The sequence below is a fragment of the Polyangiaceae bacterium genome (assembly GCA_015075635.1).
In the GTDB taxonomy this organism is placed as follows: domain Bacteria; phylum Myxococcota_A; class Polyangia; order Polyangiales; family Polyangiaceae; genus JADJKB01.
In genome coordinates this window covers 798,106-821,557 of sequence record JABTUA010000001.1, presented here as the reverse complement: position 1 = coordinate 821,557, position 23,452 = coordinate 798,106, and the positions used below count along the sequence as shown (strand labels likewise).

Sequence of the window (23,452 nt, the reverse complement as noted above, 5' to 3'; positions counted from 1 at the left end):
CTCAGTCGAGCTCCACCTCGTCCGTGCCGGGCAAGAAGCGACCGCTCTGGGGATCGATGGAGAGTAGCATCTCGATGGCGTCCTCGCCGTTGTCCGCGTAGTAGGCCTTCCGGACCGCCAGCGTCGAGAAGCCGAGCGAGCGGTACAGTTGGATGGCCGCCCGGTTCGAGCGGCGCACCTCCAGTAGCACGAGACGCAGCTGATCGCGCGCGGCTAATGCGAGCTCGGCGCCGAGCAGCGCTCGCGCCACGCCGCGCCGGCGAAAATCCGGGTGGGTCGCGACGTTGATCACGTGCAGCTCGTCGCTCACCAGCCAGACCAGCAGCAGACCGACGGCATCGCCGCCGGGGGTCTCGCGCGCCACGCTGAGGCGTCCCCAGGCCCGCGCGGCCTCCGCGTCCAGGTCGATGTCCTGGTGCGCGAGCTGCGCGATCAGCGCGACGCGCTCGCGATCGCCAGGCGCCATCGGCTCGACGATCATGCGAGGGCCCACGCGCGTACGGCCAGGAGCGCGGCGTCCAGCGCCAGCAGGAGCGAGCCGTCGCCCCGCAAGATGGCGCCGCTGAAGGGTCCGCTCTGCGAGAGCAGCGCGGGCAGCGGTCGCAGGTTGCACTCCTCGACCTCACCGACGGCGTCCACGCCCACGCTCACGGTCGGGATGCCACGCAGCGAGAGCTCGAGCGAGAGCCCGGGCGGCGTGGCGGGTGTCTCCCCCAGGCAGATCAGGAGCGGGACGGGCGGCTTGTCGGCGGAGGCTGGCGCGAGGCGCCCGGTGAAGCTGACGGGCAGCGCGAGCTCCCAGCTGCCGGCCCGAAGCCAGAGCACCTCCGTGGTCCAGCGCTCGCTCGGCAGCTCCAGCGTGGCGCGGAGGCCGCTGCCCGGCCGGCGCTCGAGCTGGATGCTGCCGCCGAGGCGGCGCACGGTGTTCAGCGCGAGATCGAGGCCGAGGCCGCGGCCCGCCAAGAGGTCCGCTTCGCGTTTGGTGGTGAGCCCGGGCACGAACAAGAGCGCGAGCAGCTCGTCGTCGCTCGCGGCTCGCGCGGCCTCGGCGCTGATCGAGCCGCGCTCGACCGCGGAGCGACGCACCGACTCGATGTCCACGCCGCGCCCGTCGTCCTCGCACACGATGCGCAGCCAGTCTCCCGCGCGCTCGCCCGACAGACTCAAGCACCCCGTCGGCGGCTTGCCGCGCGCCTTACGTTCCTCGGGTGGTTCGATGCCGTGGGCCAAGGCGTTCCGCGCGAGCTGCATCAGCGGATCGACCAGGCGCTCCGCGACCTCGCGCTCCACGGGGGCGTCGCTGGCGCTGACCAGCACGCGGACGTCGCGGCCCTCGCGCTCGGCCAAGCGCTCCGCCGCCGCGCCGATCCTGGCCAAGGTCGCCGAGAGCGTGGTGCGGCGCACCAGCGCGATCTCGCGGCGCACGTCCGCGGCCGCGCTCTTCAGCCGGTCGGCGCCCTTCCGGCCCAGCGCGCCGCCGTGCTCCAGATCGTCGGCGGTCTGCGCCAGCGCGCGGGCAACGGCGCCGATGGTGTCGAGGGCCTTGGCGGGCGGGCCCCAGGGGCGCGGCGGACCGAGCAAGCGCAGCGCCTCGGCGAGGGCCACGCGCAGCTCCCGCAGGCGCACTACCTCGCGCTCCGCCACCGCCGCCGAGCCGCTGACCTCGTCGTGCGCCAAGCGGATCAGCTCGATGCGCTCGAGCACGCGCTCGAGCGAGACGCCTTGCACGCGCACGGTGTGCTCGCCGGTGTCCTCCTCCGCGGGGAGCGAGGGACGGCGCGTCGAGGCTGGCATCACCGAGCGGGGCCGGCCGCGCGCGCGCAGCGTCTCGAGGGCGCTCGTGCCGTCCTCCACCAGCGAAACCAGGAGGCTCGCGTGGCGCGGCAGGCTGCCCCAGTCGAAGCCCTCGGTCTTCAGCGCCGCTTCGAGCCCGTGGCAGTACCAAGCGGTCAGGTCGTCACCCACGGCCGCCGCCGTGCCCTTGATGGAGTGAATGGCGCGGACGATGGCCGCGGTGTCCGCGCCGTCCAGCTCTCCGATGCGCTCGCGGACTGCGGCCAGGTACTCCGAGCGATAGCTCGGCTCGATCTCCGAGGGAGCGAGGCCCGGCGGCGGCTCGGGCCAGCGCGTGTCGAAGGTCGGCTTGCCGCTCCGCAGGCGATCGAGCGCGTCGGCGAGCAGACGCGCGGCGTCGCGCGCCGCAGCGGCGTCGCCTCGGCGCAGCCGGCTGGAGAGCTGCGCGATCACCAGCGACAGGTCGGCGTGCCCCGCCATCGCGGAGGAGCCCTTCAGGGTGTGGAGCGCTGCGCGCATCTCGCCGAGCTCACCGCTGCCGAGGACGGGCAAGCGCCGGGCGATCTCTTCGGCGAGGAGCGCGTCGAGCTCGCTCTGGGTCACGGCTCGCCGCCCGGCTCACCGCGGTATTGCTCGCGGAGGAGCTTCACCAGGGGACCGAGGGTCGGGCCGAGCGAACCGAGCAGCGACGCCTGGTGCGGTCGGGCGCCGAGCGAGGTCAGCGCGCTCATCAACGCGCGGGCGTGGTCGGCCGCGTCGGCGACCAGCCGAGCCGTCTCCGGATCGGTGCGTGTGACTTGTTTCATGTGCTCGGCGACGTCGGCGAGCGCCGTCGAGACGTCGCGCTGGGCCGCCTGAGTCTGGAGCAGGTCCCGCGCCACCTCGGCGGTGCGCTGCGAAGCGCCATCGACGTCACCGCGCAGCTTCTCGCGGTCCTTGTCCATCTGGTCCAGCGCGGCCAGGTGCAGGTCGAGCGCGGAGCTCGCGCGGAGCGCCTGTGCGCGCACGTCCTCGGCGACGAGCACAAGAGGCTTTCCCGCCGGGTCACCCAGGCGCGCGCCTTCGAGGCCGGCGTTCAGCGCCGTGAGTCGGATCTGTTCGAGCGCTTCGCGGGCCAGCGCAAGGCTGGCGCGGGCCTCGCGCGCCCGGGAAAACAGCGTCTTCACCGCGTCCACCGCCGCCTCGAGCGCGCCGCGTTGTTGCGCGGAGCTGGCGCCGGCGGCTTGGCTGGCAGCGAGCGCGTTCTCGGCCGCGCGCTCTGCGCTGGCGAAGGCCCGGAACAACAGCGCATCGTCCACGCTGGTCGAGCGCTCCTCCCGAGGCGCGCCGCCCAGGCTCTCGCGCAGCGCGTCCAGGAAGCGCAGCGCCCGGCTCAAGCGTCCTCGCTCGCCGCGCGCTCGAGCTCTCGCGCCACGTCCAGCGGCTTCACGGTCCGCCCGTCGCAGGACACGCCGTCGCCGCTGGGTTCGAAGAACCCGGTCTTCTCGACCTCGACCCCGGCGAGCCCGACGACCTCGCCGGCGGCCAAACACACCACCAGGTGCGAGCCGGTGTCGCCGATGCGCGCGACCGGGATCACCTTGCCGGCGACCCAGGCCATGCCGAGCGGGCTGCCGGGCACGGCGGAGAGGCGCGGACACGCCTGCACGCTGTGCACGAGGAGCGCCGGCAGGAAGCGCGGCTCGCCGCGCACCGAGAGCACGAGCCCCGCGCCCCCGGGCATCAGGCCGCGCTCCGGCGTCGGACCAGTCGCGAGTTCAGGAACTGGTAGATGATCTTGCAGACCTCGAACGAGCTGCCCTCCATGAAATCCACGATTTCGCGCACGGTGCGCTGACCGTCGACCGCCTCCAGCACGGCCAGCTCGCGCTTGGTGAGCTTGGACTCGTCGCCGACGCGCTCGATGGCGCCTTCGTCCCGCGCGATCACCTCCTCGAAGTCGAAGGTGCCCTCGATCAAGCGCCACTCGTCCACGCGCCGGAAGCCCTCCATCACCAGCGCGCTGGTCGAGAGGCCGAGCCTCACCGTGGAGACCTCCGGCGGGATGCCTACGGTGAAGGTGAAGCGACCGGTCTTCCAGCGCACCACTTCGTAGACCAGCTCGGAGGCTTGGCGCGTGACGGCGTGGGTGATGGCCTCGGGCTCCACCAGGCCGAGCTCCTTGAGCACGTCGCCGAGCAGCCGCCGCGAGCCGGAGCGCTGGCCCAGCACGGTGTCGAGATCCTCGCGGCTGATGGCCTGAGACTCGACCAGGTAGCGACCGAGCAGGAACTCGTCGCGCACGCCGCGCGAGCGCGCGAAGTCGATGTTGCCCTCGCGCACGAACAGCGTGATCTCGCTCTTGCGATTGGAGATCACCAGAGCGCCGGTCTGATGCTGCAAATGGAGCAGCTGCAGGATCTCCGCGATGGAGATCACCGAGACGTCGCCGGCCAGCACCTCCTGGGTGTTCTCCCCGAAATCCAGCGCGCGGAGCAGGCTGGTGAGCGAGCCCATGCTCTCCGGCGTGACGGCGCGCTGCACGGCCTCGCCGAGCTTCTTCAGCGCCTTCGCCGGGATGCCCGAGACCTTCCCCAGCTCCGGCGTCACCAGCTTGACCAGCGCCGCCGAGAACTCCATCGCCGTCTGCACGCGGCGCAGCGCCGGATCGTCGCTCGGCACGACCTGGCTCGGCGCCATCGCCTCCGCGATGGTCTCGTCGTCCAGCATCGCGCCGGCCTCGGGGACCGGCGGCGCGCGGCCCTCCTCCTGCTTCTTGAGCGCGCCCTCGACCACGGCGATCAGCCCGCGGGCGTCGAAGGGTTTGGTGATGGCGTCGATGGCGCCCGTCTGCTGCACGAACTGGCCGCGGATCTTGTCGCCCTTGGCGCTCATCAGCACCACGGGCACGTTGGCCCGCTCGGGCTGCGCGCGGAGCTCGCGGCAGAACTGGTAGCCGTTCATGCGCGGCATCACGAAGTCGAGCAGCACCAGATCCACCTGCTCGCCGGCCTTCAGCTTGGTGAGGGCGTCCTGCCCGTCCTCCGCCGTGACCGCCTCGTACTCCTGCGACGTCAGGATCGACGCCACGACCTTGCGGATCGTGGGGCTGTCGTCGACGACGAGGATGCGAGCGCCCATGAGCGGCGCTATTGTAGGCGGGTCATGCTGGAACGGCGCAAGAAGGGGAAACCGCGGAAGAGCCCGGCGGCCATCGTGCCCGACGAGCTCCCCGTCTTCTCTGCCCTGGAGCGGGCGGGCTGGGTGGTGGTGATGGGGGAAAAACCCGGGACAAAGCCCGCCAAGAAGCCTAAGCGCCCTCGGTAGCCGTCCGGATGTGCAGGTCGGCCAGCTGAGCTCCGCTGACCGCGTTCGGGGCGTCGCTCATCACGTCTGTCCCCTTTTGAGTCTTCGGGAACGCGATCACGTCGCGGATGCTGTCGCTGCCGGCGGCCAGCATGGCCAGCCGGTCCATGCCCAGGGCGATGCCGCCGTGGGGCGGGGCCCCGTAGCGCAGCGCATTGAGCAGGAAGCCGAACTTCTCCTGGGCCTCCTGGTCGGAGATGCCCAGGGCCGCGAACACGCGGCGCTGTACCTCCGGGTCGTGCAAGCGGATGCTGCCCCCGGCGATCTCGAAGCCGTTCAGCACCAGGTCGTAACGGTGGCAGAGCACCTTGCCCGGGTCCTTCTCGACCAGCGGCACGCTCGCGTCGTGAGGACGGGTGAAGGCGTGGTGCGCGGCGGCCCAGCGCTTGCCGTCCTCGTCCCACTCGAACAGCGGTGGATCGACCACCCACAGGAACTGCCACTTGTCGCCATGGCCGACCTCCGGGATGAGCCCGAGCTTCTTGGCCACGTGGACGCGCAGGTTCGCCATCACCGTGTGAACCAAGCTCGCCTTGCCGAACTGGAACAGGATGAGGTCGTTCTCCTTGGCGCGGCAGTGGGAGTTGATGGCGTCGCGCAGGTTCGGGTCGATGGTCTTGGAGAACGGCGACTGCGTCCAGCTGCCGTCGGCGGCGACCTTGGCGCGCGCCAGGCCTGCAGCGCCCATGCTCTTCGCCAGCTGTTCCAGCTTGTCCGTCTCGGTGCGCGAGAGGCCCGCGTCGCCCGGCACCACCATGGCCTTGACGATCTCCGCCGGCAGATCCCGGCGGTGGACGCCGGACTTGAACTTCTCGGCGATGGGCTGCCAGAACGGCACGCCCCCGCCGTCGTGCTCGATCACCAGATCGGTCAGATCGACGTGTTTCATGCCGAAGCGCAGATCCGGCTTGTCGTTGCCGTAGTCGCGCATGGAGTCGTCGAACTTCATGCGCGGGAAGTGGCCGTCCGGGTAGAGCTTCTTCAGGTCCACGCCCAGGCCTTCGCGCCAGATGGCGAAGACCAGGCCCTCGACCAGCGAGAACACGTCGTCCTGATTGACGAAGCTCATCTCGATGTCGATCTGCGTGAACTCCAGCTGGCGATCGAGGCGCAGATCCTCGTCGCGGAAGCAGCGCACGATCTGGAAGTAGCGCTCGTAGCCCGCGACCATGAAGAGCTGCTTGAAGATCTGCGGGCTCTCGGCCAGGGCGTAGAACTTCCCCGGGTGCAGCCGCGCAGGCACCAGGAAATTGCGCGCGCCGCCCGGCGTGTACTTGACCAGGAAGGGCGTCTCGATCTCGAGGCAGCCTTGGCTCGACAGGTAGTTGCGCGTGGCCTGGTTGATGACGTGGCGCATGCGCAGCGAGCGTTGGAGCGGCCGGCGCCGGAGGTCGAGGTAGCGATACTGCAGCCGCACCTCCTCTCGTGTGTCGATGCTGTCGGTGATCTCGAAGGGCGGCGTCTCGGCCTTGTTGAAGATGGTCGCTTCCAGCACCACCACCTCGATCTCGCCGGTGGCGAGGTTCGGGTTGGTGGCCGAGACCATCTTGTTCTCCTTCTTGCTGAACTGCTCGCCGCGGGAGCGCACCCGGCCGCGGATGCCGATCACCCACTCGCCCCGGACCTGCTCGGCCAGGTCGTGGGCCTCCTGGGAGGCGTCCGGGTCGAACACGACCTGGGTCAGGCCCTCCCGGTCCCGGAGGTCGATGAAGATCAGGGAGCCGTGGTCCCGGCGGCTGTCCACCCAGCCGAAGAGGACCACCTCTTCGTCGATGTTGGCGGCGCGCAGGGCGTCGTTGTGGTGGGTGCGCTTGAGCTCGTCGATGAAGCGGGCCACGGGCAGTCCTTTCGGGGGGCACCGCTTTTAGCGCGGCCCCGCCCCAGGGCCCAAGTCGGCAGGCATGTTCCGGAAATTGGGCCTATTTCCCCGCGCATCGTAACGCTCCCGGGGTGAGCCCCCGCGACGCCCCCCCGCTGATCCGTCCGGAGCGGCATTGGCTCTACCCGCTGCTCGGGTGGCTGGCCTTCGCGGTCCCGCTGTTCGTGACGCTCGCTCGCACCAGCACCTTCACGCAGTGGCGGGACGATCTGCCGGTGGTCCGCGCGCTCGGTCTGGTGCCCATCGGCGGCGAGGGCACGCTCTCCAGCGTGCTGATGCAGGCGGCGTCGCTCCTGCCCATCGGCGGGCGCGTCTTCCGGGCGGCGTTGCCGAGCGCGCTCTGTCTGGCGCTCGCGGCGCGCTTGGCTTTCGCGCTCGCGGCGCGCCTGCTCGAGCAGAACGCCTCGACGCCTCGGCTCACGCCGTTCCTGGCCTTCGCTGCCGCGCTGACCGCGACGCTGGCGCCGACCTGGCAGCTCGAGGGCACCATCGCCGGGGGCTCGACGTTGGCCGCCGCCCTGGTGCTAGGCGGCTTGCTCCTCCGCCCCAGCGCCGACACCCGCGACGCGCGGGTCTGGCTCGGCTTCGGCGCTTTCGTCGGCCTGACCACGATGGAGAGCCACGCCGCTGGCGCCGCGCTCCTGGTCGCCCTCGCCGCGCAGGTGTTCGCGCTGGGAGAGGTGCCGCCGAGGCGCGGCCTGGCGCTCGCGGCGAGCGGCGCGCTGGCGCTCATCGCGCTGTGCGCGATCCCGATCGCGGTTCGTCCCTTCGCAGCCCGCGCGTGGGTTCACCTCGGGTACACGCTCTCGAGCGCCAGCGTCGCCGGGCTCGATGCAGCCGCCGAGCGCAGCGGTGTGCTCTCGACCTGGTTCGCCGAGGTCGGTCTCATCGCCTGCATCTTGGCCCTCGGCGGCCTGGGTTGGGGCCTCACCCGCGCGCGCACGCGCTGGATCGCCGTTCCCCTCGCCGCCCTGGTCGTGGCCGACGTGGTCTTCCCCGCCAGCCGGGGCGGTCTGCTGTCGGTCGATCCCCTGGCGCCGGTCCGCCTGCTCGCGGTCGTGGCCCTGGCCGCGGCCGCGGCCCTCGGCATCCACAGCGCCGCGGTCGCCTTGCAGCGCTCGGAGCTGCCGTTCGCGCGCTACGCGGCGGCGCTGCTCGTCGCCTTCGACTTCACGCTGGTGCTGGTCACCGGTGAGGACTCCGGCTTCCCCGCCGATCGCACCACGCAGAACGCCGCCGAGGTCTGGACCGACGAGGCGCTCGGCGGTTTGCCACACCGGAGCCTGTTGCTGGTGCGCTCCGAGACCGTGGCCTGGCGCTTGTGGGCCGCCCGCGTCGCCCGCGGCGAGCGACCCGACGTGGTGGTCGTCCCGCTGCCGCTGCTCGGCAAGGGCTCCGTCGCCAGCAAGCTCGTCGGCATGGAGCCCGCGCTCGCGCCGCTGATCCGCGACATGGCAGTGAACGGCAAGCCCAGCGAGAACGCGCTCTCCAGCCTGGCCGACGCGCGCCCTCTCTACGTCGAGCTCGATCCGAGCTGGGACAAGCGCCTGGTCGATCACCTGATCCCCAAGCCCTTCTGGCTGCGCTTCGCGCCTCACGCCTACGGCCGCTCCGATCGCACCGCCGCCCTGGAGAAGGGACGCCGTCCCTTCAAGCGTGTGCTCGACGCGGCGCAGACCCCCGAGCACAAGGACCGCGCCACCCTGACCATGCTCGGCGTGCGCGCCCGGGAGCAGGCCACGGTGCTCGCCTCGCTCGGCGATCGCGAGAGCGTGGGTGAGCTCCTGGAGGATCTGCGCAGCCTGGACCCGGAGCACCCGTTCGCCGCCGAGCTCGAGACGCGATTGAAGAAGAAGGCGACGGGGCGGGTGGACGTGAGCGGGTTGATTCAGTGAGGCGCGGACCGCGCGTCACTTCGACAGCTTGAACGAGCGGCATGCCTTCTCGAGCATCGGCCGGGTGTCCTCGGTGGGAATACCGTAGGTGTTGCACCAGACCTCGGCCCCGGCGACGAACCGAGTGAAGTTCTCCGGGTACGAAACGCCCTCACTCGAGGCAGACGGGACGAGGAAGTCGCCGTCGCCCAGCTTCGTCCCTTTGAATGGTCGCTCGAACGTCCCCCGGTTCTTCACGCGCTCGCTCGCTGCCTCCAGGTCGGCCGGCGCAGCCTCGGCGGAACGCACCACGACCGTCCAGGAGCCGCGACCCTCGTTCACCTTGCCCTCGAAAGTCGCGGAGACGTTGGATGGCGCGTTGGAGTGGGAAGCGGGCAGCATGATCTCTCCCCGAACCGGCGTAGAAAGGGTGACCTTCGTCATGCCCTTGTAGTCGTCGCCGCCCTTCTTGCACGCCAGGCTGGCCAACAGAACCAGCCCGGCCGTCATGATCACTTGCTCGAGCTTTGCCATGTGAGTCTCGACGCTAGACCGCGCGCCGCCGGGCTACAATGGTGTCCGACGCTACTTCACCGGATCCTTGTCAGACTGCACGCAGCCGGTGGTATCGAAGAGCATGAACTCGATCACCTTCTCGTTGGTGGTGAGGGGCTTGTCGACGTCGGTGCAGTGCGCCGGGTAGGTGGCGTTCGACGGCGGCGCCTTGACGTGGAAGTTGCTGAACAGGATGCGCCCGCACTGATCCTTCTCCGCCGCTCCGATCGGCGTGTTGAAGGTGAAGTGCTGCACCGTCACCGGCGAAGGCGAATGGATCCAGCGTTGCGCCGGCGCCGCGACGGAGTCCACGTACCACTGCGCGCTCTCCACCGCGATTTGGCCAAGGGTGGTGCTGACGCCGACCGCCACCAGCCACTCCGCGAAGATCTGGCCCTTGGGGAACGAGGTGTCCACCAGGGACGCGAGCGGCGAGGTCGGGTCCGGCTGGTTGTTGAACTGCGCGATGCCCGGGTAGGGCGCGGGGCTGTTCTCCTTCAGCCACTTGCCCCCGCCGTGGGTCAGAAACAGCCGGCCGCCCACGTCCACGTACGCCTTCAGGTTCGCGACCGCACTCGGCGGCATCGCCGGCTCGGTGGACGAGCTGGTGAAGTCGCAGGGGAAGAACACAACGTCGTAGTCGTCGAGCTTCTCCGGGTCGCCCCACAGCGTGCTCGACGCGGGCAGCGCCGGGCTCGCGTCAGCGCCGCTGCCCTTGAAGAGGTGCACGCGCCCGCTGCCGCTCGGTGCGGTGAGCTCGGCGGGATCGAGGATCTTGGTGAGCAGGCACTCGAGCCCGTCCACGTAGCCCGTCTGCAGCGCCATCTTGGGGATGTCGCCCTCGCTCTGGTTACGCGGCAGTCGCGTCTGCTCGGCGGCGAGCTTGGTGTCTTCGCAGGCGGTCACGGTCGGCACCTTGATCTGTCGCCGCCAGCGCCCGGCCTGGAGCACCAGTGTCACGTCCGTGCCAGCGGGCACGTTCTCGAGCACGAAGCTGCCGTCGCTCTTGCTCACCGTGCGCGTGACCGAGGGGCTCTCCTCCCCGCAGCGCACGCACGCGACCTCCGGGTCGAAGGGCTTAACGGCTCCGGCGGGCACATAGACAGCGACGTTCGGCAGAGGATCCGGCGAGACCTTGGTGGGAGCGTAGATGGTGCCGCTCACCGTGGTCTTCTTGCCGCCGGGGCAGCTCACGCCGCCACCGCTGCCGCCGATGCCGATGCCGCCGCCGCTCGCGCTGCTGCCGCCCGCTCCGCCCGCCGCGGAGCCGCCGCCGCTGGCGCTGCCGCTCGTGCCGCCGGCGTTGGAGGCGGTGCCGCCGTCGTCGTCGCCGCCGCACGCGCTGGCCGCCGCGAGTGAGAGGCAGAGCGCCATCACGAGTCGCCTCGATGCCGTCATGCCGGTGAGTGTACGCCTTTCGCCTACTGGCGCGAGTGACCCGGCGAGCTCGGCGCCCCGCAATGCTCGCACTGGCTCTTGGACGGGACGATGCCCTGGTCTCTGGCACTGGAGCTTTGCGCCGAGCGACCTCCGCCGCTAGATACCCTCGCGATGAGCCTACGCGAAGTCAGCGTCTCCACCGCGCGCGGGAAGTTCCAACAGCAGGTTCGCGTCGCCGGCGCGCCGGGCATCGAGGTGGTCGCCGACGAGCCCAGGGCCGTCGGCGGCGACGACGCCGGCCTGGCCCCCCACGAGCTCTTGCTAGCTGGGCTCGGCGCTTGCACCTCGATGACCCTGAAGATGTACGCCGAACGCAAGGGCTGGCCGCTCGAGCGGGTGGAGGTGAAGCTCAGCGCGACGCGTGGCGAGGCGTTCGTCATTCAGCGCACCGTCGCGCTGCACGGGCCCCTGGACGACGAGCAGCGCGCGCGGCTGCTCGAGATCGCGAACAAGTGCCCCGTGCACAAGACGCTGAGCGGAGAGATCCGCATCGAGAGCGCGCTCGGCTGACGTCAGCGCGCGCCGGCTTCCCAGATCGCCTTCAGGGTCTCCGCGCAGCCCTCGGCGAGCCCGTCGTTGCACATCGCCAGGAGCTGCTCGTCCTCGGCGCTCGGACCGATGCGCAGGCTCCCGGAGTCCGCCCCCGGCTTGGGCTTGCCCTCCGGGCACTGGATCTCGAGCTCGCCGGTCGAGTCCGGTGGCGAGGCCTGGCAGCCCAGCGCCGCCGCGCCACGCGTCAGCCGCGCGGTGGCATCGTCGCTCGCCGACCACGGAGTCTCGAGCATCTGGAACTTCGCGCCGCCCCCGCAAGAAGCGAGCAGCAACGCGAGCGGGATTGTCGTTCGCATGCCGGGAGCCTAGGCGAACTCGCTTGCCGTGCTAGCTTCGGCAGACCTCCGGAGGAGTGGCCGAGTGGTCTAAGGCAGCGGTTTTGAAAACCGCCGTGGGGCAACCCACCAGGGGTTCGAATCCCTTCTCCTCCGCCGATGCTCGGCGTCGTCGCCGGGATTCTCATGTGTGGTCGCTCCGCTCCCAGCAGCGAATCCCTTCTCCTCCGCCGATGCTCGGCGTCGTCGCCGGGATTCTCATGTGTGGTCGCTCCGCTCCCAGCAGCGAATCCCTTCTCCTCCGCCAGCGCGCGCTCAGAGCTCTTTGGTTGGAGCCGGCGGCTTCTTCGCGTATTCGGAGGTTGGCGCGGGGAGCTTCTCTTTGGTCGGCGAGACGACCTCCTTGGTCGGCGAGACGACTTCCTTGGTCGGCGAGACGACCTCCTTGGTGGGTGAGGCGATCTCCTTGGTCGGCGCCGTCCCTTCGGCGGCCGGCGCTTTGACCAGGCCCTTCGACTGGATGCCGCTTCCGGTCGCCGTCCCGCGCTCCGACGCGCCCGCCTGATCTCGGGCCTTGTTGGCCTCGGGGTCGGCGATGCCCGACCCGGCGCCTTCGACGGCGGGCGCGGCCGCTGCCGGCGTGCCCGGCTGCGCCTGCTGTGGGGACTCCGGCGACGCTTGTGCCGCGACGTCGTCGCTCTTGGCTCCGAGCTTGCAGCCGCCCGCGGTCGCCGACAGGGCGAGCGCGGCAGCGAGGAACTGTTCACGGTTCAGCTTCATGCGATCCCTCCGCGAGCGATCCACGTTACAGGGGCGCCGCGAAAACCGGAAGTGCCCGGTGATTTCGGCTGGAAACGCGCCCTGGTACGCTCCGCGGGCCATGTGCCGCAACATCCGCCCGCTCTTCAACTTCGAGCCGCCCACCACCGAGGAGGAGATCCGCGCCGCGGCGCTCCAGTACGTGCGCAAGGTCAGCGGAGCCACGCGTCCCGCGAGCGCGAACCAGGCCGCGTTCGAACGCGCCGTGGACGAGGTGGCGCAGGTGACGTCGCGCCTGCTGGGTCAGCTGACGACTCACGCTCCGCCCAAGAACCGGGATGTCGAGCGCGAAAAGGCCAAGGCTCGCGCGGCCAAACGCTTTGCGGTCTAGCTCCGGCGGAACACCACGGAGAAGTTGTTGGCCGGCATCGCCACCACTTCGTCGAGCGCGAACCCCGCCCGCTCGGCTTCCGCCGCTACGGCCTCCAGATCGCGCACGCCCCAGCGCGGATCGCGGGCGCGCAGCGAGGCGTCGAAGTCGGCGTTGCTGGACGCGGTGTGCGCGCCGAAGCGCCGATAGGGCCCGTAGAGGACGAGCACGCCGCCGGTGGGGAGGAGCTTGGCGGAGCCCGAGAGCAGGCCGAACGTGGCCTCCCAGGGCGAGATGTGGATCATGTTCACGCACAGCACGAAGTCCGCGCGGGACACCGGCCAGACGCGCGCCGTCACGTCGAGCTCGAGCGCCGGCGCGACGCGAGCGGCGCCGGAGTGGGCGCGCCAGGCGTCGATGCTGGCGCGGCTCTCGGGATCGGGATCCGTCGGCTGCCACTCAGCGACGGGCAGTCGCTCGGCGAAGAAACAGGCGTGCTCGCCGCTGCCCGCCGCGATCTCGAGCACGCGTGCGCCAGGGGGCACCGTGCGTTCGAGCACGGCCAGGATGGGCTCGCGATTCCTGGCGGTGGCGGGGGCGAAGCGTCGCGCGTCCATGCGCGAAGGAGCGTAGCCTCACTTCGGCTCCGGCGTGAATGCGAGCTCGCCCTTCTCGCGGGGCACGAAGGCGGAGTCGTCTCCGTCGGCCCAGGCCAGAGCGCGCTTCATGCGCGGCTCGATGTCCTTCGGGAAGGTGTGCCCGACCTTGCCCATGCTCATGAACGCCACGGGGAAGCCGGCGCGGGCGAGCTTCTTCGCTTCGCCCACCATGTGCCACTTCATCATGTCGTGGTCGCCGGCCGCGAGCACGAGGCGCTGCACGCCGGCGCGCCGCAGGCGATCGGCGCGCGGGTAGACCTTGGCCCCGATGGCGATCACGCTGCGCCAGCGGCCGTCGCCCGTGTTCGCGAGCTCGACGGCGCGGATCGCGCCCAGCGAGAACCCGATCAGCGTGCGGCCCGCCGCGGCGTCCACGTGCGCTGGGTAGTCGGCGGCGACCCGCGCGATGCTGGCCTCGATGGACGCCGAGAAGCGCGGATCTCCCGACCAGATGGAGCCGCCGCCGTCGCAGCGCAGGTTGGCGCGCGGGCAGACGAGGAAGCCGTGCTCCGTGGTCGCGCCGGCAAAGTGGGGGCACTCCCACTCCGGCTCGTCGCACATGCCGTGCAGCATCACGATGGGTGGGCGGGGCTTCGGGCTCGCGCGCCGCGCCGGGTACGTGAGCACGTTGGGCGTGCCGCGCTCGTCGTTCAGGTAGACGGGACCGCTCGGCAGCGGCGCCTCGGCCGCGGGCGTCGCGGTCCCACGCGATGGCGCGTGCTTGGCCGCGACGGTTGCCTCCACGCTCAGCGCGCCGATCAGCGCGCACACTCCCGCACTCACGCGCCGCAGGCGGCGCGCATGCTTCTGCTCCACGAGATCCTCCCGAGTCGCGTGCAAAGCGGGCACGCGGTGCCGGCCGACGTGTGGCCCGCTCGATTCGAGCGGGCCGCGATTTCGTCAACGCTTCGCCATCGCGGCGGCGCGGCCGAGCGTGACAGGCCGGACGATCAGCGGTCGCCGAGGCCCGGCGGGGCCCGCAAGGCGACTCGTGCGCCCATGATCTCGGTCACTTGGGCGAGATTTCCCTGCTTTTGTTGGTTACACACACCTGCGGCTCATGTATGCAAATGTGTGACTGGCCGGGGTGGCGAGTCGGGAACGCGGGAGACGGGACCATGGGGCGATCACGGATGTTCGATGCGGTGCGACGGGCGCTTCGGCTGAGCCACGAGGCCGAGGCACGGAAGCTCTCGACCGCGACCGCGCTCGCTCTCCGCGCGGAGCGTGAGCACGCGGCCCTGTCGCGCCGCGACTTCCTTGGTGGCGTCGCCGCGGGCAGCGCGGCGCTACTCGGCGTCGTCCCCGAGGTCCGGGCGGCGAGCAAGTTCGGCACCAACGCCCGCATCGCCATCCTGGGCGGCGGGCTCGCGGGGCTCGCCTGCGCGGACGCGCTGCGCGCGCGCGGTGTGAGCGCCACCATCTACGAAGCGCACTCGAGCCGCGTGGGAGGCCGCGTGTACTCGAATCGCAGCTTCGCCGGTCAAGTCGCCGAGAACGGCGGCGAGCTGATCGACAACCAGCACAAGCTGATGCTCGGCTACGCGCAGCAGCTCGGGCTGGCCCGCGAGGACTTGGCCAAAGCCCCCGGCGAGATCGCCTACCACTTCTTCGGACAGCGCTGGAGCGAGGCGCAGGTCGTGGATCAGGTTCGCGTGCTGGTCGCGCGCATGCGCCCCGATCTGCAGGCCATCTCGGGCGCGCCGAGCTTCTTCGGTCACAACGCCGCGGACCTCTTGCTCGACCACACCAGCCTGGAAGAGTACCTGCTTTCGCGCGGCCCCGACCTGCCGCTGGCGCGGGCCGTGATGAACGAGGCCTATGTCGCCGAATACGGCCGCGAGCCCAGCGAGCAGAGCTGCCTGAACATGCTCCTGTTCTTCCACCTGGATCGGCGCTCGAGCTTCGAGCCCTTCGGCTCCAGCGACGAGCGCTTCCACCTCGTGGGTGGCAACGACGCCATCGCCAGCGGCATCGCCGATCGGCTGCCCGGACCCATCGTGCACGGCGCGCGGGTCACGCGCCTGCGTCGCAACGCATCCGGCGAGTACGCCATCACGCTGAGCGGTTCGTCCACCGAGGAGCTGGCCGACGCGCTGGTGGTGGCGCTGCCGTTCTCGGTGCTCCGCGGCATCGAGCTCGACCCGAGCCTGGGCCTCTCCGCGGACAAGCTCCGAGCGATCCGCGACCTGGGCTACGGATACAACGCCAAGACCATGATCCAGTTCGACAGCCGCCCGTGGGTCGATCTCTACGGAGAGAACGGCACCGTCTACTCGGATCTGCCGAACGTGCAGAACGTGTGGGAGACGAACTACGCGGCGGCCGCGAGCAGCGCCATCCTGACCGACTACGCCGGCGGCGAGCGGGGCCGGCTCTTGCAACAGCCCGTGGTCTACCCGCCCGGTGGCGGCGCGCCAGTCAGCGGCTGCGGCAACTGTCACATCGGCTCCCCGTCGGCGAAGGTGATCGAGCCGACGCTGATCCAGAGCCAGGTCGAGGCGTTCCTGAGCGACCTGGACGTGATCCAGCCGGGTGTGAAGGCGGCGGCGACCCGAGCGAACGGCGCCTACCGCGCGCATTTCGCCCACTGGCTCACCCAGTCCACCTCGAGGGGCTCCTACACCTGCTACTTGCCAGGACAGTTCACCAACATTTGCGGCCTGGAATCGACGCCTGCGGGGCTCATGAAGTTCGCCGGCGAGCACGCGGACAGCTTCTACAACTACCAGGGCTTCATGGAGGGCGCGCTCACCTCGGGGATCCGCGCCGCCGGCGAGCTGCTCGCGGATCTGAAGCAAGGCTTGCTCTAGGCTCGACTCGGCCGCGTCATGCCGTAGTCTCCGGCCAAGGAGGCTCGACATGCGTCCGTCCCTCGCCAGTCTTGGCGCGCTCTGCCTGGTCCTGTTACCGAGCGCGGCTTGGGCCACGACCTACAAGGTCGGGCCGGCGCAGCAGTACAAGCAGCTCTCGGAGGTCGCGGGCCTGCTCGGCCCGGGTGACGTCGTCGAGCTCGACGGCGACGCGACCTACGCCGGCGGCGTGGTGTTCGACAGAGCCGGCAGCGCCGCCAGCAAAATCACCATCCGCGGCCTGCGCGTGAACGGCAAGCGGCCGGTGGTGAGCGGCGCCACCAACACCATCGAGGCGCAGGGCGATCACTACGTGTTCGAGGGCCTCGAGCTGACCGGAGGATCGTTCCGCTGCTTCTACCACCACGCGCACGACATCACGCTGCGCGACTCGGTGATCCACGACTGCCCGAAGCACGGCCTGCTCGGCGCCGATCAGGACTCGGGCTCGCTCTTGCTCGAGTACGTCGAGGTCTACAAGTGCGGCGGCGGCACGTTCGACCACCAAATCTACATGGCCACCGACGAGACGGCGCACCCGAAGAGCGTGTTCCGTATGCAGCACTGCTACGTGCACGACGCCAACGGCGGAAACAACGTCAAGTCCCGCGCCGAGCGCAACGAGATTTACTACAACTGGATCCAGGGCGCGATGTACCACGAGCTCGAGCTCATCGGGCCCGACGGACAGAACGAGGCCCTGGCGCGGGAGGACTCGGACGTCGTGGGCAACGTGCTGGTCAAGACCGCCAGCACCTACGTCGTGCGCTTCGGCGGCGACGGCACCGGCCAGACCTTCGGCCGCTACCGCTTCGTCAACAACACGGTGATCACGCAGGCCGGTGGCAGCGCCGTGTTCCGCCTGTTCGACGGCATCGAGAGCGTGGAGATGCACAACAACGTGTTCTTCGCCGAGGGAGGCGGCCCGGTGAACCTGCTACGAATGGTCGAGGCCAACTGGAAGAGCGGCAGCGCCGTCATCGCCGGCAGCAACAACTGGTACCCGACCGGCTCGACCAATGCGCCAGGCGAGTGGACCGGCAGCCTGACCGGAAGTGATCCGGGCTTCGTTTCCGGTGCCTCGGATCCGCACCCGACGGCGGCGAGCCCGCTCCTCGACAAGGCGGGCACTACTGCCAGCGCAGCGGGCTACGAGTTCCCGGCCCCGCTCTCGGCGCCCGCGTTCCTCCCGCCGCTGCACACGCTCGAGGCGGTCGGGGCGGCGCAGGCGCGGCCGGTGGTGGGGTCGCTCGACGTCGGAGCTTACGAGTACGGCACCGGGACACCTGGCACCGGGGGCAGCGGTGGGGCGGCGACGGGGGGCAGCGGCGGCGTGACGACGGGGGGCAGCGGCGGCGCAACGACGGGCGGCACGTCCGCGGGCGGCGCGCCGGGTAGCGGCGGAAGCGGCGTGAAACCGAAGAGCGGCGGCTCCGGTGGCTGCGGCTGCCGCGTGGGCGCGGAGGAGCCGGCGGGTCTCGGGGTCTGGGCGGCGCTGGTCTTCTTGGCCCTGCGCCGCAGGCGTCTCCCCTGAAATTTCGCGGGTTTGTCCCCGAGGTTGCGCGGCCGGGCGCCTTTGGCTAGTGTCCGCGCCCCTTTCCTAGGAGCGAGATCAAGATGGCACGCGTCACCGTCGAAGACTGCCTGGAGCAAGAAGAGAACCGCTTCGCCCTGGTGGTGCTCGCTTCCACTCGCTGCCGGCAGCTGATGAAGGGCGCGCCCCAGCTGGTCAACGCCAAGAACAAGCCCGCCGTGGTCAGCCTGCGCGAGATCGCCAAGGGCCGCGTGCGCTTCCACCGCACCGCCGACGACGTCGTGCGCGAGTACATCGCCGAGTGCGCGATGTTCGATCGCACGCTCTGACTCGAGTCTCGCGGAGCCACGAGATGGCCAAGCGCGGGCCGGTGATCGACGACGTCGACGCCGTGCGCGATGCCGGCGCGCGCGCGCACTACGACGACCCGGCCTACTACGATCTGGCCTACCGCGACCGGAAGCGCGACGTCGCCTTCTACGTGAGCGTCGCCAAGCGCTACGGCGGTCCGGTGCTCGAGTACGGGGTGGGCAACGGGCGCGTCGCGCTGGCGCTCGCCCGGGCCGGCTTCGACGTGGTGGGCGTGGACCTCTCGGAGCGCATGCTGGAGAGCCTCGGGAAGAAGCTCCGCGGCGCGCTGGCGGAGCGCGTCGAGCGGGTGCACGGGGACATGCGCAGCGTGCGCTTGCGGCGGCGGTTTCCCTTGGTGATCGCGCCGTTCAACACGGTGCTCCACCTGTACGAACGGCCGGACGTGGAGGCCTTCTTCGCCCGGGTCCGGGAGCACCTCGCGCCCGGGGGGCGCTTCGTCTTCGACTTCTCGCTGCCCTCCCCGGCGGATCTGGCGTTGGATCCCAATCGCTCGTTCGGCGCCCCGAGCTTCCGCCACCCGAGCACGGGCAAGACCACCCGTTATCGGGAGCGCTTCGAGTACCACCCGCTCCGGCAGCTCCTGGTCATCTGGATGGACATGACCCCGGCGGGTGGGGGTGAAGCGGCCAGCGTGCCGCTCTCGCACCGGCAGTTCTTCCCCCGGGAAATGGAGGCGCTCCTGCACTACAACGGCTTCTCGGACATCCGCTTCAGCGCGGACTTCTCCGACCGAGCGCCGGACGCCGGGACCGACTCCCTGGTCGCGAGCGCGACCGTTGCGAGGGCCCGATCGCGGGCATAGGTTCCGGGGGCGTCATCATGGCAGCGGACTTCTATTCGGAGCTGGGCGTCGCGAAGAGCGCCAGCGAGGAGGAGATCAAGAAGGCGTACCGGAAGCTCGCCGCGAAGCTCCACCCCGACCGCCACCCCGGGGACAAGAAGGCGGAGAGCCGCTTCAAGGCCGTCAACCGCGCCTACCAGGTGCTGAGCGACCAGAAGCAGCGCAAGCTGTACGACGAGTTCGGCGAGGAGGGCCTGCGGGAGGGTTTCAACGCCAACGCCGCCCGCGCGTACCGGCGCGCGTCGCGGGGCGGGCGCGCGCGCGGGGGGCAGGGCTTCTCCCTCGACGACATCCTGAGCGGCGGCGGCAACGGCGGCGGCTTCGGCGACCTGTTCGGCGACTTGTTCAATCAGGCGCGGGGACGCGGCCGGCCCAGCAAGGGCTCGGACGTGGCCGCGGAGGTGACCGTGGACTTCGTCAGCGCCATCCGCGGCGCCAACCTCAGCTTGCGCGTGCAAGAGCGCGGCGGAGACGTGACCGTGCGGGTGCCGCCCGGGGCCGGTGACGGCGACAAGGTTCGTGTGGCGGGCCACGGGGCGCCAGGCATGGGCGGGCCGGCCGGTGACCTGGTGCTGACCATCCGCGTCTCGCCGCACCCGGTCTTCGAGCGCAAGGGCCTCGACCTCCATCTGGACCTGCCGATCACGGTGGCGGAGGCGCACCGCGGCGCCAAGGTGCGCGTGCCGACCCCCGACGGAGAGGTCAGCTTGACGGTGCCGAAGCACGCGCAGAGCGGCAAGGTCGTGCGGCTGGCGAAGAAGGGCGTGAAGCGCGGCAACCAGCACGGCGACCTGTACGTGCGCTTCTTGGTCAAGCTGCCGGAGAGCGACTCGGCGGAAGTCGAGCGGGCCGTGGACGCGCTCGAGGCCGCGACTGCGGGCGACGTGCGCGCCGGGATCCGCTTTTGAGCCAAACTCTCCGGCGCGTCGGTGTCCGAGCTGGCATGCGCTGGGCTTGGGTGCTCGCGGTGGTCTCGACGAGCAGCGTGGCGCTCGGACAAGCCACGCCGCCCCCCGCCGCGAGCCGTTTCGATGCCGCGCTCGGGCGGGCGCGCGACGGCCGGGCGGCGTTCGAGAAGCACCAGGCGCCCAAGCGCGTCGCGAGCTCGAAGGACTTCGTGCGGAGAAAGCTCGGGCCCTGGTTCTCGGAGGTGCGCAAGCTCCACGACGAGGCCTCGAGCCGCTACGCCAAGGCTTTGGACGCGGCGAGCTCCGCGGCCGAGCGCGTCACCGTGCTTTCCGAGGCCGGCGAGATGTCGCTCCTGCTCGCGGAGCGGACCTATCGCGCCGGCGAAGGATCGATGCCAGCGAACATCGCCAAGACCGCCGAGCTCAAGGCCGCCTACCTGTCGGCGCTGGAAGACACCACGACGCCGATGCGCCAGGCCGCGGCGGAGACGCTCACCCGTTGCGCCACGCTGGCCGAGGCCCACGCCGTGACGAGCGCGGCGGCGAGGCGCTGCGTCTCGCTGCGCGACAACCCTAGCCGTGTCGATCCGAAGCTTCGAGCGAGCCCGGCAGAGGTGGAGCGCGGAGTGCGCCAGGTGCGCGCCAAGATCCGCCGCTGCTACGAGGACGCGTTGAAGTTCGAGCCGGCGCTCGCGGGTGACTTGAAGCTCCACGTCAGCGTCGGGCCGAGCGGCGCCGTGAGCGAGCTGAAGCTCTCGGGCAGCTTGGCCGGCCACGCGGTCGCAAAGTGCGTGGCCGGTGTGGTCGAGGCGCTGCCGCTGCCGCCCCCACCGAAGGGTACCAAGGTCGCGGTCAGCTACCCGCTCACGTTCGATCCGGCGCGCTAACTCCGGGGCTCCGCGGCGAGCTCGGCGCTTGCGCGCGTGCGGCGCGATTCGGCGGCAGGCGCCGTGGACTTCACGTTGCCGAGGTCGTCGTAGCGATCGAGCTCCAGCGTCACGCGGCGTAGCGCGGCCTGTTTCTCATGGAACGGCCGGAAGCTCGACTTGAAGCCGGCGACGACGATGTTCTTGATGTCCGAGAACGCGAGGCCCATCTGCGTGTGGCAGAGCCAGAGCTCCTTCGACACACTGGTGTCCGTGATCAGCCGGTTGTCGGTGTTCACCGTCACGCGCAGACCCAGGTCGTAATAGAACTTCAGCGGGTGACTCCCGATGTCTCGGACCGCGCCGGTCTGCACGTTGCTGGAAGGACAGCACTCCAGCGGGATCCGGTGGTCGTTGACGTAGTGGAGCAGGTCGCCGTTCTCGCGCAGGCGGCAGCCGTGCCCGATGCGATGGGCGCCGCAGACGTGGATGGCCTGCGCGACGGACTCCGGCCCGTAGGCCTCGCCAGCGTGGATGGTGCAGTTGATGTTGTTGTCGCGCACCAGCTGGAACGAGTCGCGGTGGTGCTTCGCGGGAAAGTCTGCTTCGGCACCGGCGAGGTCGAAGCCCACGACGCCGCGTCCCTTGTAAGCGACGGCCAGCTCGGCCATCTCGTAGGAGCTCTCCGGCGAGATGTTGCGGATCCCGCAGATGATCACGTTGGCCTTGATGCCATACGTCTCGCGGGCGCGGCGCAGCCCGTCGAGCACCGCCTCGACCACCTTGGTCAGCTTGAGGCCGCGCCGCCGGTGGAGCATGGGCGAGTAGCGCACCTCCATGTAGCGGACGTTCTCCTGGTGCGCGTCTTCTGCCAGCTCGAAGGCGATGCGCTCCAGGGACTCCTCGGTCTGCATCACGCGCAGCGTGATGTCGAAGCCCTTCAGGTAGTCGACCAGGGAGCCGAAGTTCTTGCCGCAGCCGATGGCCGCGCGCAGGCCTTCGACGGTGTTCGCGGGCAGCTCGATGCCCTCTTTCTTCGCGATGTCGAGGATGGTCTGGAGGCGGAGCGAGCCGTCGAGGTGGACGTGGAGGTCCGTCTTGGGGAGCGCCTGAAAGACTTCCAGCGGGACCTCGTGTCCGTCGCCGGGGGGCGCTGAGCTTTCTTGGTTTGCCATGTCCGACTATACCACAAAGGCCCACAAGTGGGGCCAGGCCAGTCGTCGGTGCTCTACCCTCTGTCACTCGAGCCCGAGTCGCTGCTGTCGCTCGAGCTCGAGTCGTCACCGCCGCCCCCGCGGTCGTCGTCGTCGGAATCAGAGTCGTCGTCGTCGGAATCAGAGTCGTCGTCGTCGGAATCAGAGTCGTCGTCGTCGGAATCAGAGTCGTCGTCGTCGGAATCAGAGTCGTCGTCGTCGTCCCTCGCGCGTTTGCGTTCCCGCGGGTTGGGTTCGGGCTCGTCGTCGTCGGTGCGCCGTCCCAGGAACGCCACCGCGCCCACCGCGGCCGCGATGACCGCCGCGAACACCCCGCCGGGGACACCGCTCCCGCCCTCGCCACGGGCCGCCTGGTCGAAGGCCTCGCGGAACACTTCCTCGGCCTGAGCGCCGACGATCTGCCGCGCGCCGACGTAGGTCGTCGGCAGGCCCTGGAAGCCGGCGTCGCGCAGGATCTTCGACTCGCGCTGGATGCGCTCGACGGTGGCGGGCGCCGCGAAGCAGGCGTCGAACGCCTTCGGATCGAGCCGGATCCCCATCGCGATGCGGCGCAGGTTGGTGGTCGACAGATCCTCGATCTCGAACATCTGGTCGGCCATCTCGTCGCCCTTGCCCTGCGCTTCGGCGCACACCGCGGCCTTGGCGGCGTCCATCGCGCTCGTGTGGCGCGGCAGCGGCATGTTCAGGCGCACGAAGTTCACCTTGCCTTCGCGCTCCTTCACCAGCTTCTTCAAGAGCGGGTGGAGCGCGCGGCAGAACGGGCACTCGAAGTCGGCGAACTCGACGACGTTGATCTTGCCGGCCTGGTAGTAGCTGGCGATGCCGGCGGGGACGGGCGCCTGAGGCCGGAGGCGCGGCCAGGCCAGGGGCGCGCCGATGGCCGCGACGGCGAACAGCACCCAGGCCCAGGGCGCGAACGGATCCCGCGCGCGCTCTTGCTTCTGCGCGAAGTACGCCGCGACGGCGGCGATGATCCCGGCCACGTCCACCACCACGCAGAGCAGGCAGAATTCGCCGATCTTCACCGCTTGGAGCACGATGAAGAAGAGCGCGACGGCGCCGCCCACACCGGCCATGGGGAACGTCCAGCGCCGGAGACCAGCGGAGAGCGAGACCACGAAGAGCGCGGCGAATCCCGCGATGCCGATCGCCGGCACGGGCAGGAGGCCGTTGAACAGATAGCCGAACCCGCTCGAGCGCACCGCCGAGCAGCCAGAGCCGGGGCTGCAGAACGCCGGGCTGAAGCTCACGTAGTCCACCAACAACGCGCCGCTGACGCCCAGGGCGACCAGGGTCGAGATGCGCAGGATGATGAGCCAGAGGGCGATCCGCACGGCCGGGCCATACTACTCGGAATCGCGGC

24 protein-coding genes and 1 tRNA gene are annotated in these 23,452 nt (G+C 70.4%); 11 read left to right on the top strand and 14 right to left on the bottom strand.

Features of this window, described 5'->3' with window-relative positions; translation table 11 throughout:
* Nucleotide 1: 1 nt before the first annotated feature.
* The 5 genes from rimI to HS104_03810 are packed head-to-tail and all read right to left on the bottom strand — an operon-like array spanning nt 2 to nt 4,914.
* Nucleotides 2-481, bottom strand: coding sequence for a ribosomal protein S18-alanine N-acetyltransferase (rimI, locus tag HS104_03830; GenBank protein ID MBE7479109.1), 480 nt, complete (start codon nt 479-481; stop codon nt 2-4).
* Entirely contained in the window at nt 478-2,397 is a 1,920-nt protein-coding gene (locus HS104_03825; protein MBE7479108.1) for an Hpt domain-containing protein, read from the bottom strand. The genes rimI and HS104_03825 overlap by 4 nt, the downstream gene beginning before the upstream one ends.
* Nucleotides 2,394-3,170 carry a methyl-accepting chemotaxis protein gene (locus tag HS104_03820; GenBank protein ID MBE7479107.1) on the bottom strand — a complete coding sequence of 259 codons (777 nt, stop codon included), beginning with the start codon at nt 3,168-3,170 and terminating at the stop codon, nt 2,394-2,396. The genes HS104_03825 and HS104_03820 overlap by 4 nt, the downstream gene beginning before the upstream one ends.
* Nucleotides 3,167-3,517: a hypothetical protein gene (locus HS104_03815; GenBank protein MBE7479106.1), complete on the bottom strand. Its 351-nt coding sequence runs from the start codon at nt 3,515-3,517 to the stop codon at nt 3,167-3,169. Before HS104_03815 ends, HS104_03820 begins: the two co-directional genes overlap by 4 nt.
* Complete coding sequence (locus HS104_03810; protein MBE7479105.1) at nt 3,517-4,914, bottom strand: response regulator; 1,398 nt, start codon at nt 4,912-4,914, stop codon at nt 3,517-3,519. Before HS104_03810 ends, HS104_03815 begins: the two co-directional genes overlap by 1 nt.
* 24 nt (nt 4,915-4,938) lie before the next feature.
* Between HS104_03810 and HS104_03805 the strand changes: the two genes are divergently transcribed.
* Entirely contained in the window at nt 4,939-5,100 is a 162-nt protein-coding gene (locus tag HS104_03805) for a hypothetical protein (protein MBE7479104.1), read from the top strand.
* Here the strand turns inward: HS104_03805 and aspS are convergent.
* Nucleotides 5,084-6,976, bottom strand: coding sequence for an aspartate--tRNA ligase (aspS, locus tag HS104_03800; GenBank protein ID MBE7479103.1), 1,893 nt, complete (start codon nt 6,974-6,976; stop codon nt 5,084-5,086). The genes HS104_03805 and aspS overlap by 17 nt on opposite strands.
* Before the next feature lie 113 nt (nt 6,977-7,089).
* Here aspS and HS104_03795 point away from each other — a divergent pair, with 113 nt between their 5' ends.
* A complete protein-coding gene (locus HS104_03795; protein MBE7479102.1) occupies nt 7,090-8,913 on the top strand; it encodes a hypothetical protein in 1,824 nt (607 codons plus the stop codon).
* A gap of 15 nt (nt 8,914-8,928) precedes the next feature.
* On the opposite strand, the gene HS104_03790 is transcribed toward HS104_03795, so the two are convergent.
* Nucleotides 8,929-9,426 (bottom strand): hypothetical protein, encoded by a 498-nt coding sequence (locus HS104_03790; protein ID MBE7479101.1) that lies wholly within the window; start codon nt 9,424-9,426, stop codon nt 8,929-8,931.
* Between the two features lie 51 nt (nt 9,427-9,477).
* A complete protein-coding gene (locus HS104_03785; GenBank protein ID MBE7479100.1) occupies nt 9,478-10,845 on the bottom strand; it encodes a carboxypeptidase regulatory-like domain-containing protein in 1,368 nt (455 codons plus the stop codon).
* Between the two features lie 90 nt (nt 10,846-10,935).
* On the opposite strand from HS104_03785, the gene HS104_03780 reads away from it, so the two are divergent.
* Nucleotides 10,936-11,397 carry an OsmC family protein gene (locus HS104_03780; GenBank protein MBE7479099.1) on the top strand — a complete coding sequence of 154 codons (462 nt, stop codon included), beginning with the start codon at nt 10,936-10,938 and terminating at the stop codon, nt 11,395-11,397.
* Between the two features lie 2 nt (nt 11,398-11,399).
* Here HS104_03780 and HS104_03775 read toward each other — a convergent pair whose 3' ends face one another.
* The gene (locus HS104_03775) at nt 11,400-11,735 is read right to left on the bottom strand and encodes a hypothetical protein (protein MBE7479098.1); all 336 of its coding nucleotides are present in this window, start codon (nt 11,733-11,735) and stop codon (nt 11,400-11,402) included.
* Between the two features lie 50 nt (nt 11,736-11,785).
* On the opposite strand from HS104_03775, the gene HS104_03770 reads away from it, so the two are divergent.
* Nucleotides 11,786-11,870 (top strand) — tRNA-Ser (locus HS104_03770).
* Between the two features lie 159 nt (nt 11,871-12,029).
* On the opposite strand, the gene HS104_03765 is transcribed toward HS104_03770, so the two are convergent.
* Nucleotides 12,030-12,494, bottom strand: a complete 465-nt coding sequence (locus HS104_03765; protein ID MBE7479097.1) for a hypothetical protein — start codon at nt 12,492-12,494, stop codon at nt 12,030-12,032.
* Nucleotides 12,495-12,594: 100 nt separating this feature from the next.
* Here HS104_03765 and HS104_03760 point away from each other — a divergent pair, with 100 nt between their 5' ends.
* Entirely contained in the window at nt 12,595-12,864 is a 270-nt protein-coding gene (locus HS104_03760; GenBank protein MBE7479096.1) for a DUF2277 domain-containing protein, read from the top strand.
* Here the strand turns inward: HS104_03760 and HS104_03755 are convergent.
* Both HS104_03755 and HS104_03750 read right to left on the bottom strand, forming a co-directional pair.
* Nucleotides 12,861-13,460, bottom strand: coding sequence for a DUF938 domain-containing protein (locus HS104_03755; protein MBE7479095.1), 600 nt, complete (start codon nt 13,458-13,460; stop codon nt 12,861-12,863). The two genes, HS104_03760 and HS104_03755, sit on opposite strands and share 4 nt — an antisense overlap.
* Nucleotides 13,461-13,478: 18 nt before the next feature.
* Nucleotides 13,479-14,318 (bottom strand): alpha/beta hydrolase, encoded by an 840-nt coding sequence (locus tag HS104_03750; GenBank protein ID MBE7479094.1) that lies wholly within the window; start codon nt 14,316-14,318, stop codon nt 13,479-13,481.
* A 302-nt stretch (nt 14,319-14,620) separates the two neighbouring features.
* Here HS104_03750 and HS104_03745 point away from each other — a divergent pair, with 302 nt between their 5' ends.
* The 6 genes from HS104_03745 (at nt 14,621) to HS104_03720 (ending at nt 20,896) form a co-directional block, all read left to right on the top strand.
* Entirely contained in the window at nt 14,621-16,315 is a 1,695-nt protein-coding gene (locus tag HS104_03745) for an FAD-dependent oxidoreductase (protein ID MBE7479093.1), read from the top strand.
* A gap of 49 nt (nt 16,316-16,364) precedes the next feature.
* Complete coding sequence (locus HS104_03740) at nt 16,365-17,888, top strand: hypothetical protein (protein ID MBE7479092.1); 1,524 nt, start codon at nt 16,365-16,367, stop codon at nt 17,886-17,888.
* A gap of 83 nt (nt 17,889-17,971) precedes the next feature.
* Nucleotides 17,972-18,217: a DNA-directed RNA polymerase subunit omega gene (locus HS104_03735; GenBank protein ID MBE7479091.1), complete on the top strand. Its 246-nt coding sequence runs from the start codon at nt 17,972-17,974 to the stop codon at nt 18,215-18,217.
* A gap of 23 nt (nt 18,218-18,240) precedes the next feature.
* Complete coding sequence (locus HS104_03730) at nt 18,241-19,062, top strand: class I SAM-dependent methyltransferase (GenBank protein MBE7479090.1); 822 nt, start codon at nt 18,241-18,243, stop codon at nt 19,060-19,062.
* 17 nt (nt 19,063-19,079) lie between these two features.
* A complete protein-coding gene (locus tag HS104_03725; protein MBE7479089.1) occupies nt 19,080-20,009 on the top strand; it encodes a J domain-containing protein in 930 nt (309 codons plus the stop codon).
* A gap of 35 nt (nt 20,010-20,044) precedes the next feature.
* Nucleotides 20,045-20,896, top strand: coding sequence for an AgmX/PglI C-terminal domain-containing protein (locus HS104_03720; protein ID MBE7479088.1), 852 nt, complete (start codon nt 20,045-20,047; stop codon nt 20,894-20,896).
* On the opposite strand, the gene add is transcribed toward HS104_03720, so the two are convergent.
* Nucleotides 20,893-22,050 carry an adenosine deaminase gene (gene add, locus HS104_03715; protein MBE7479087.1) on the bottom strand — a complete coding sequence of 386 codons (1,158 nt, stop codon included), beginning with the start codon at nt 22,048-22,050 and terminating at the stop codon, nt 20,893-20,895. The two genes, HS104_03720 and add, sit on opposite strands and share 4 nt — an antisense overlap.
* Nucleotides 22,051-22,103: 53 nt before the next feature.
* Nucleotides 22,104-23,423 carry a thioredoxin domain-containing protein gene (locus HS104_03710; protein ID MBE7479086.1) on the bottom strand — a complete coding sequence of 440 codons (1,320 nt, stop codon included), beginning with the start codon at nt 23,421-23,423 and terminating at the stop codon, nt 22,104-22,106.
* Nucleotides 23,424-23,452: the final 29 nt, after the last annotated feature.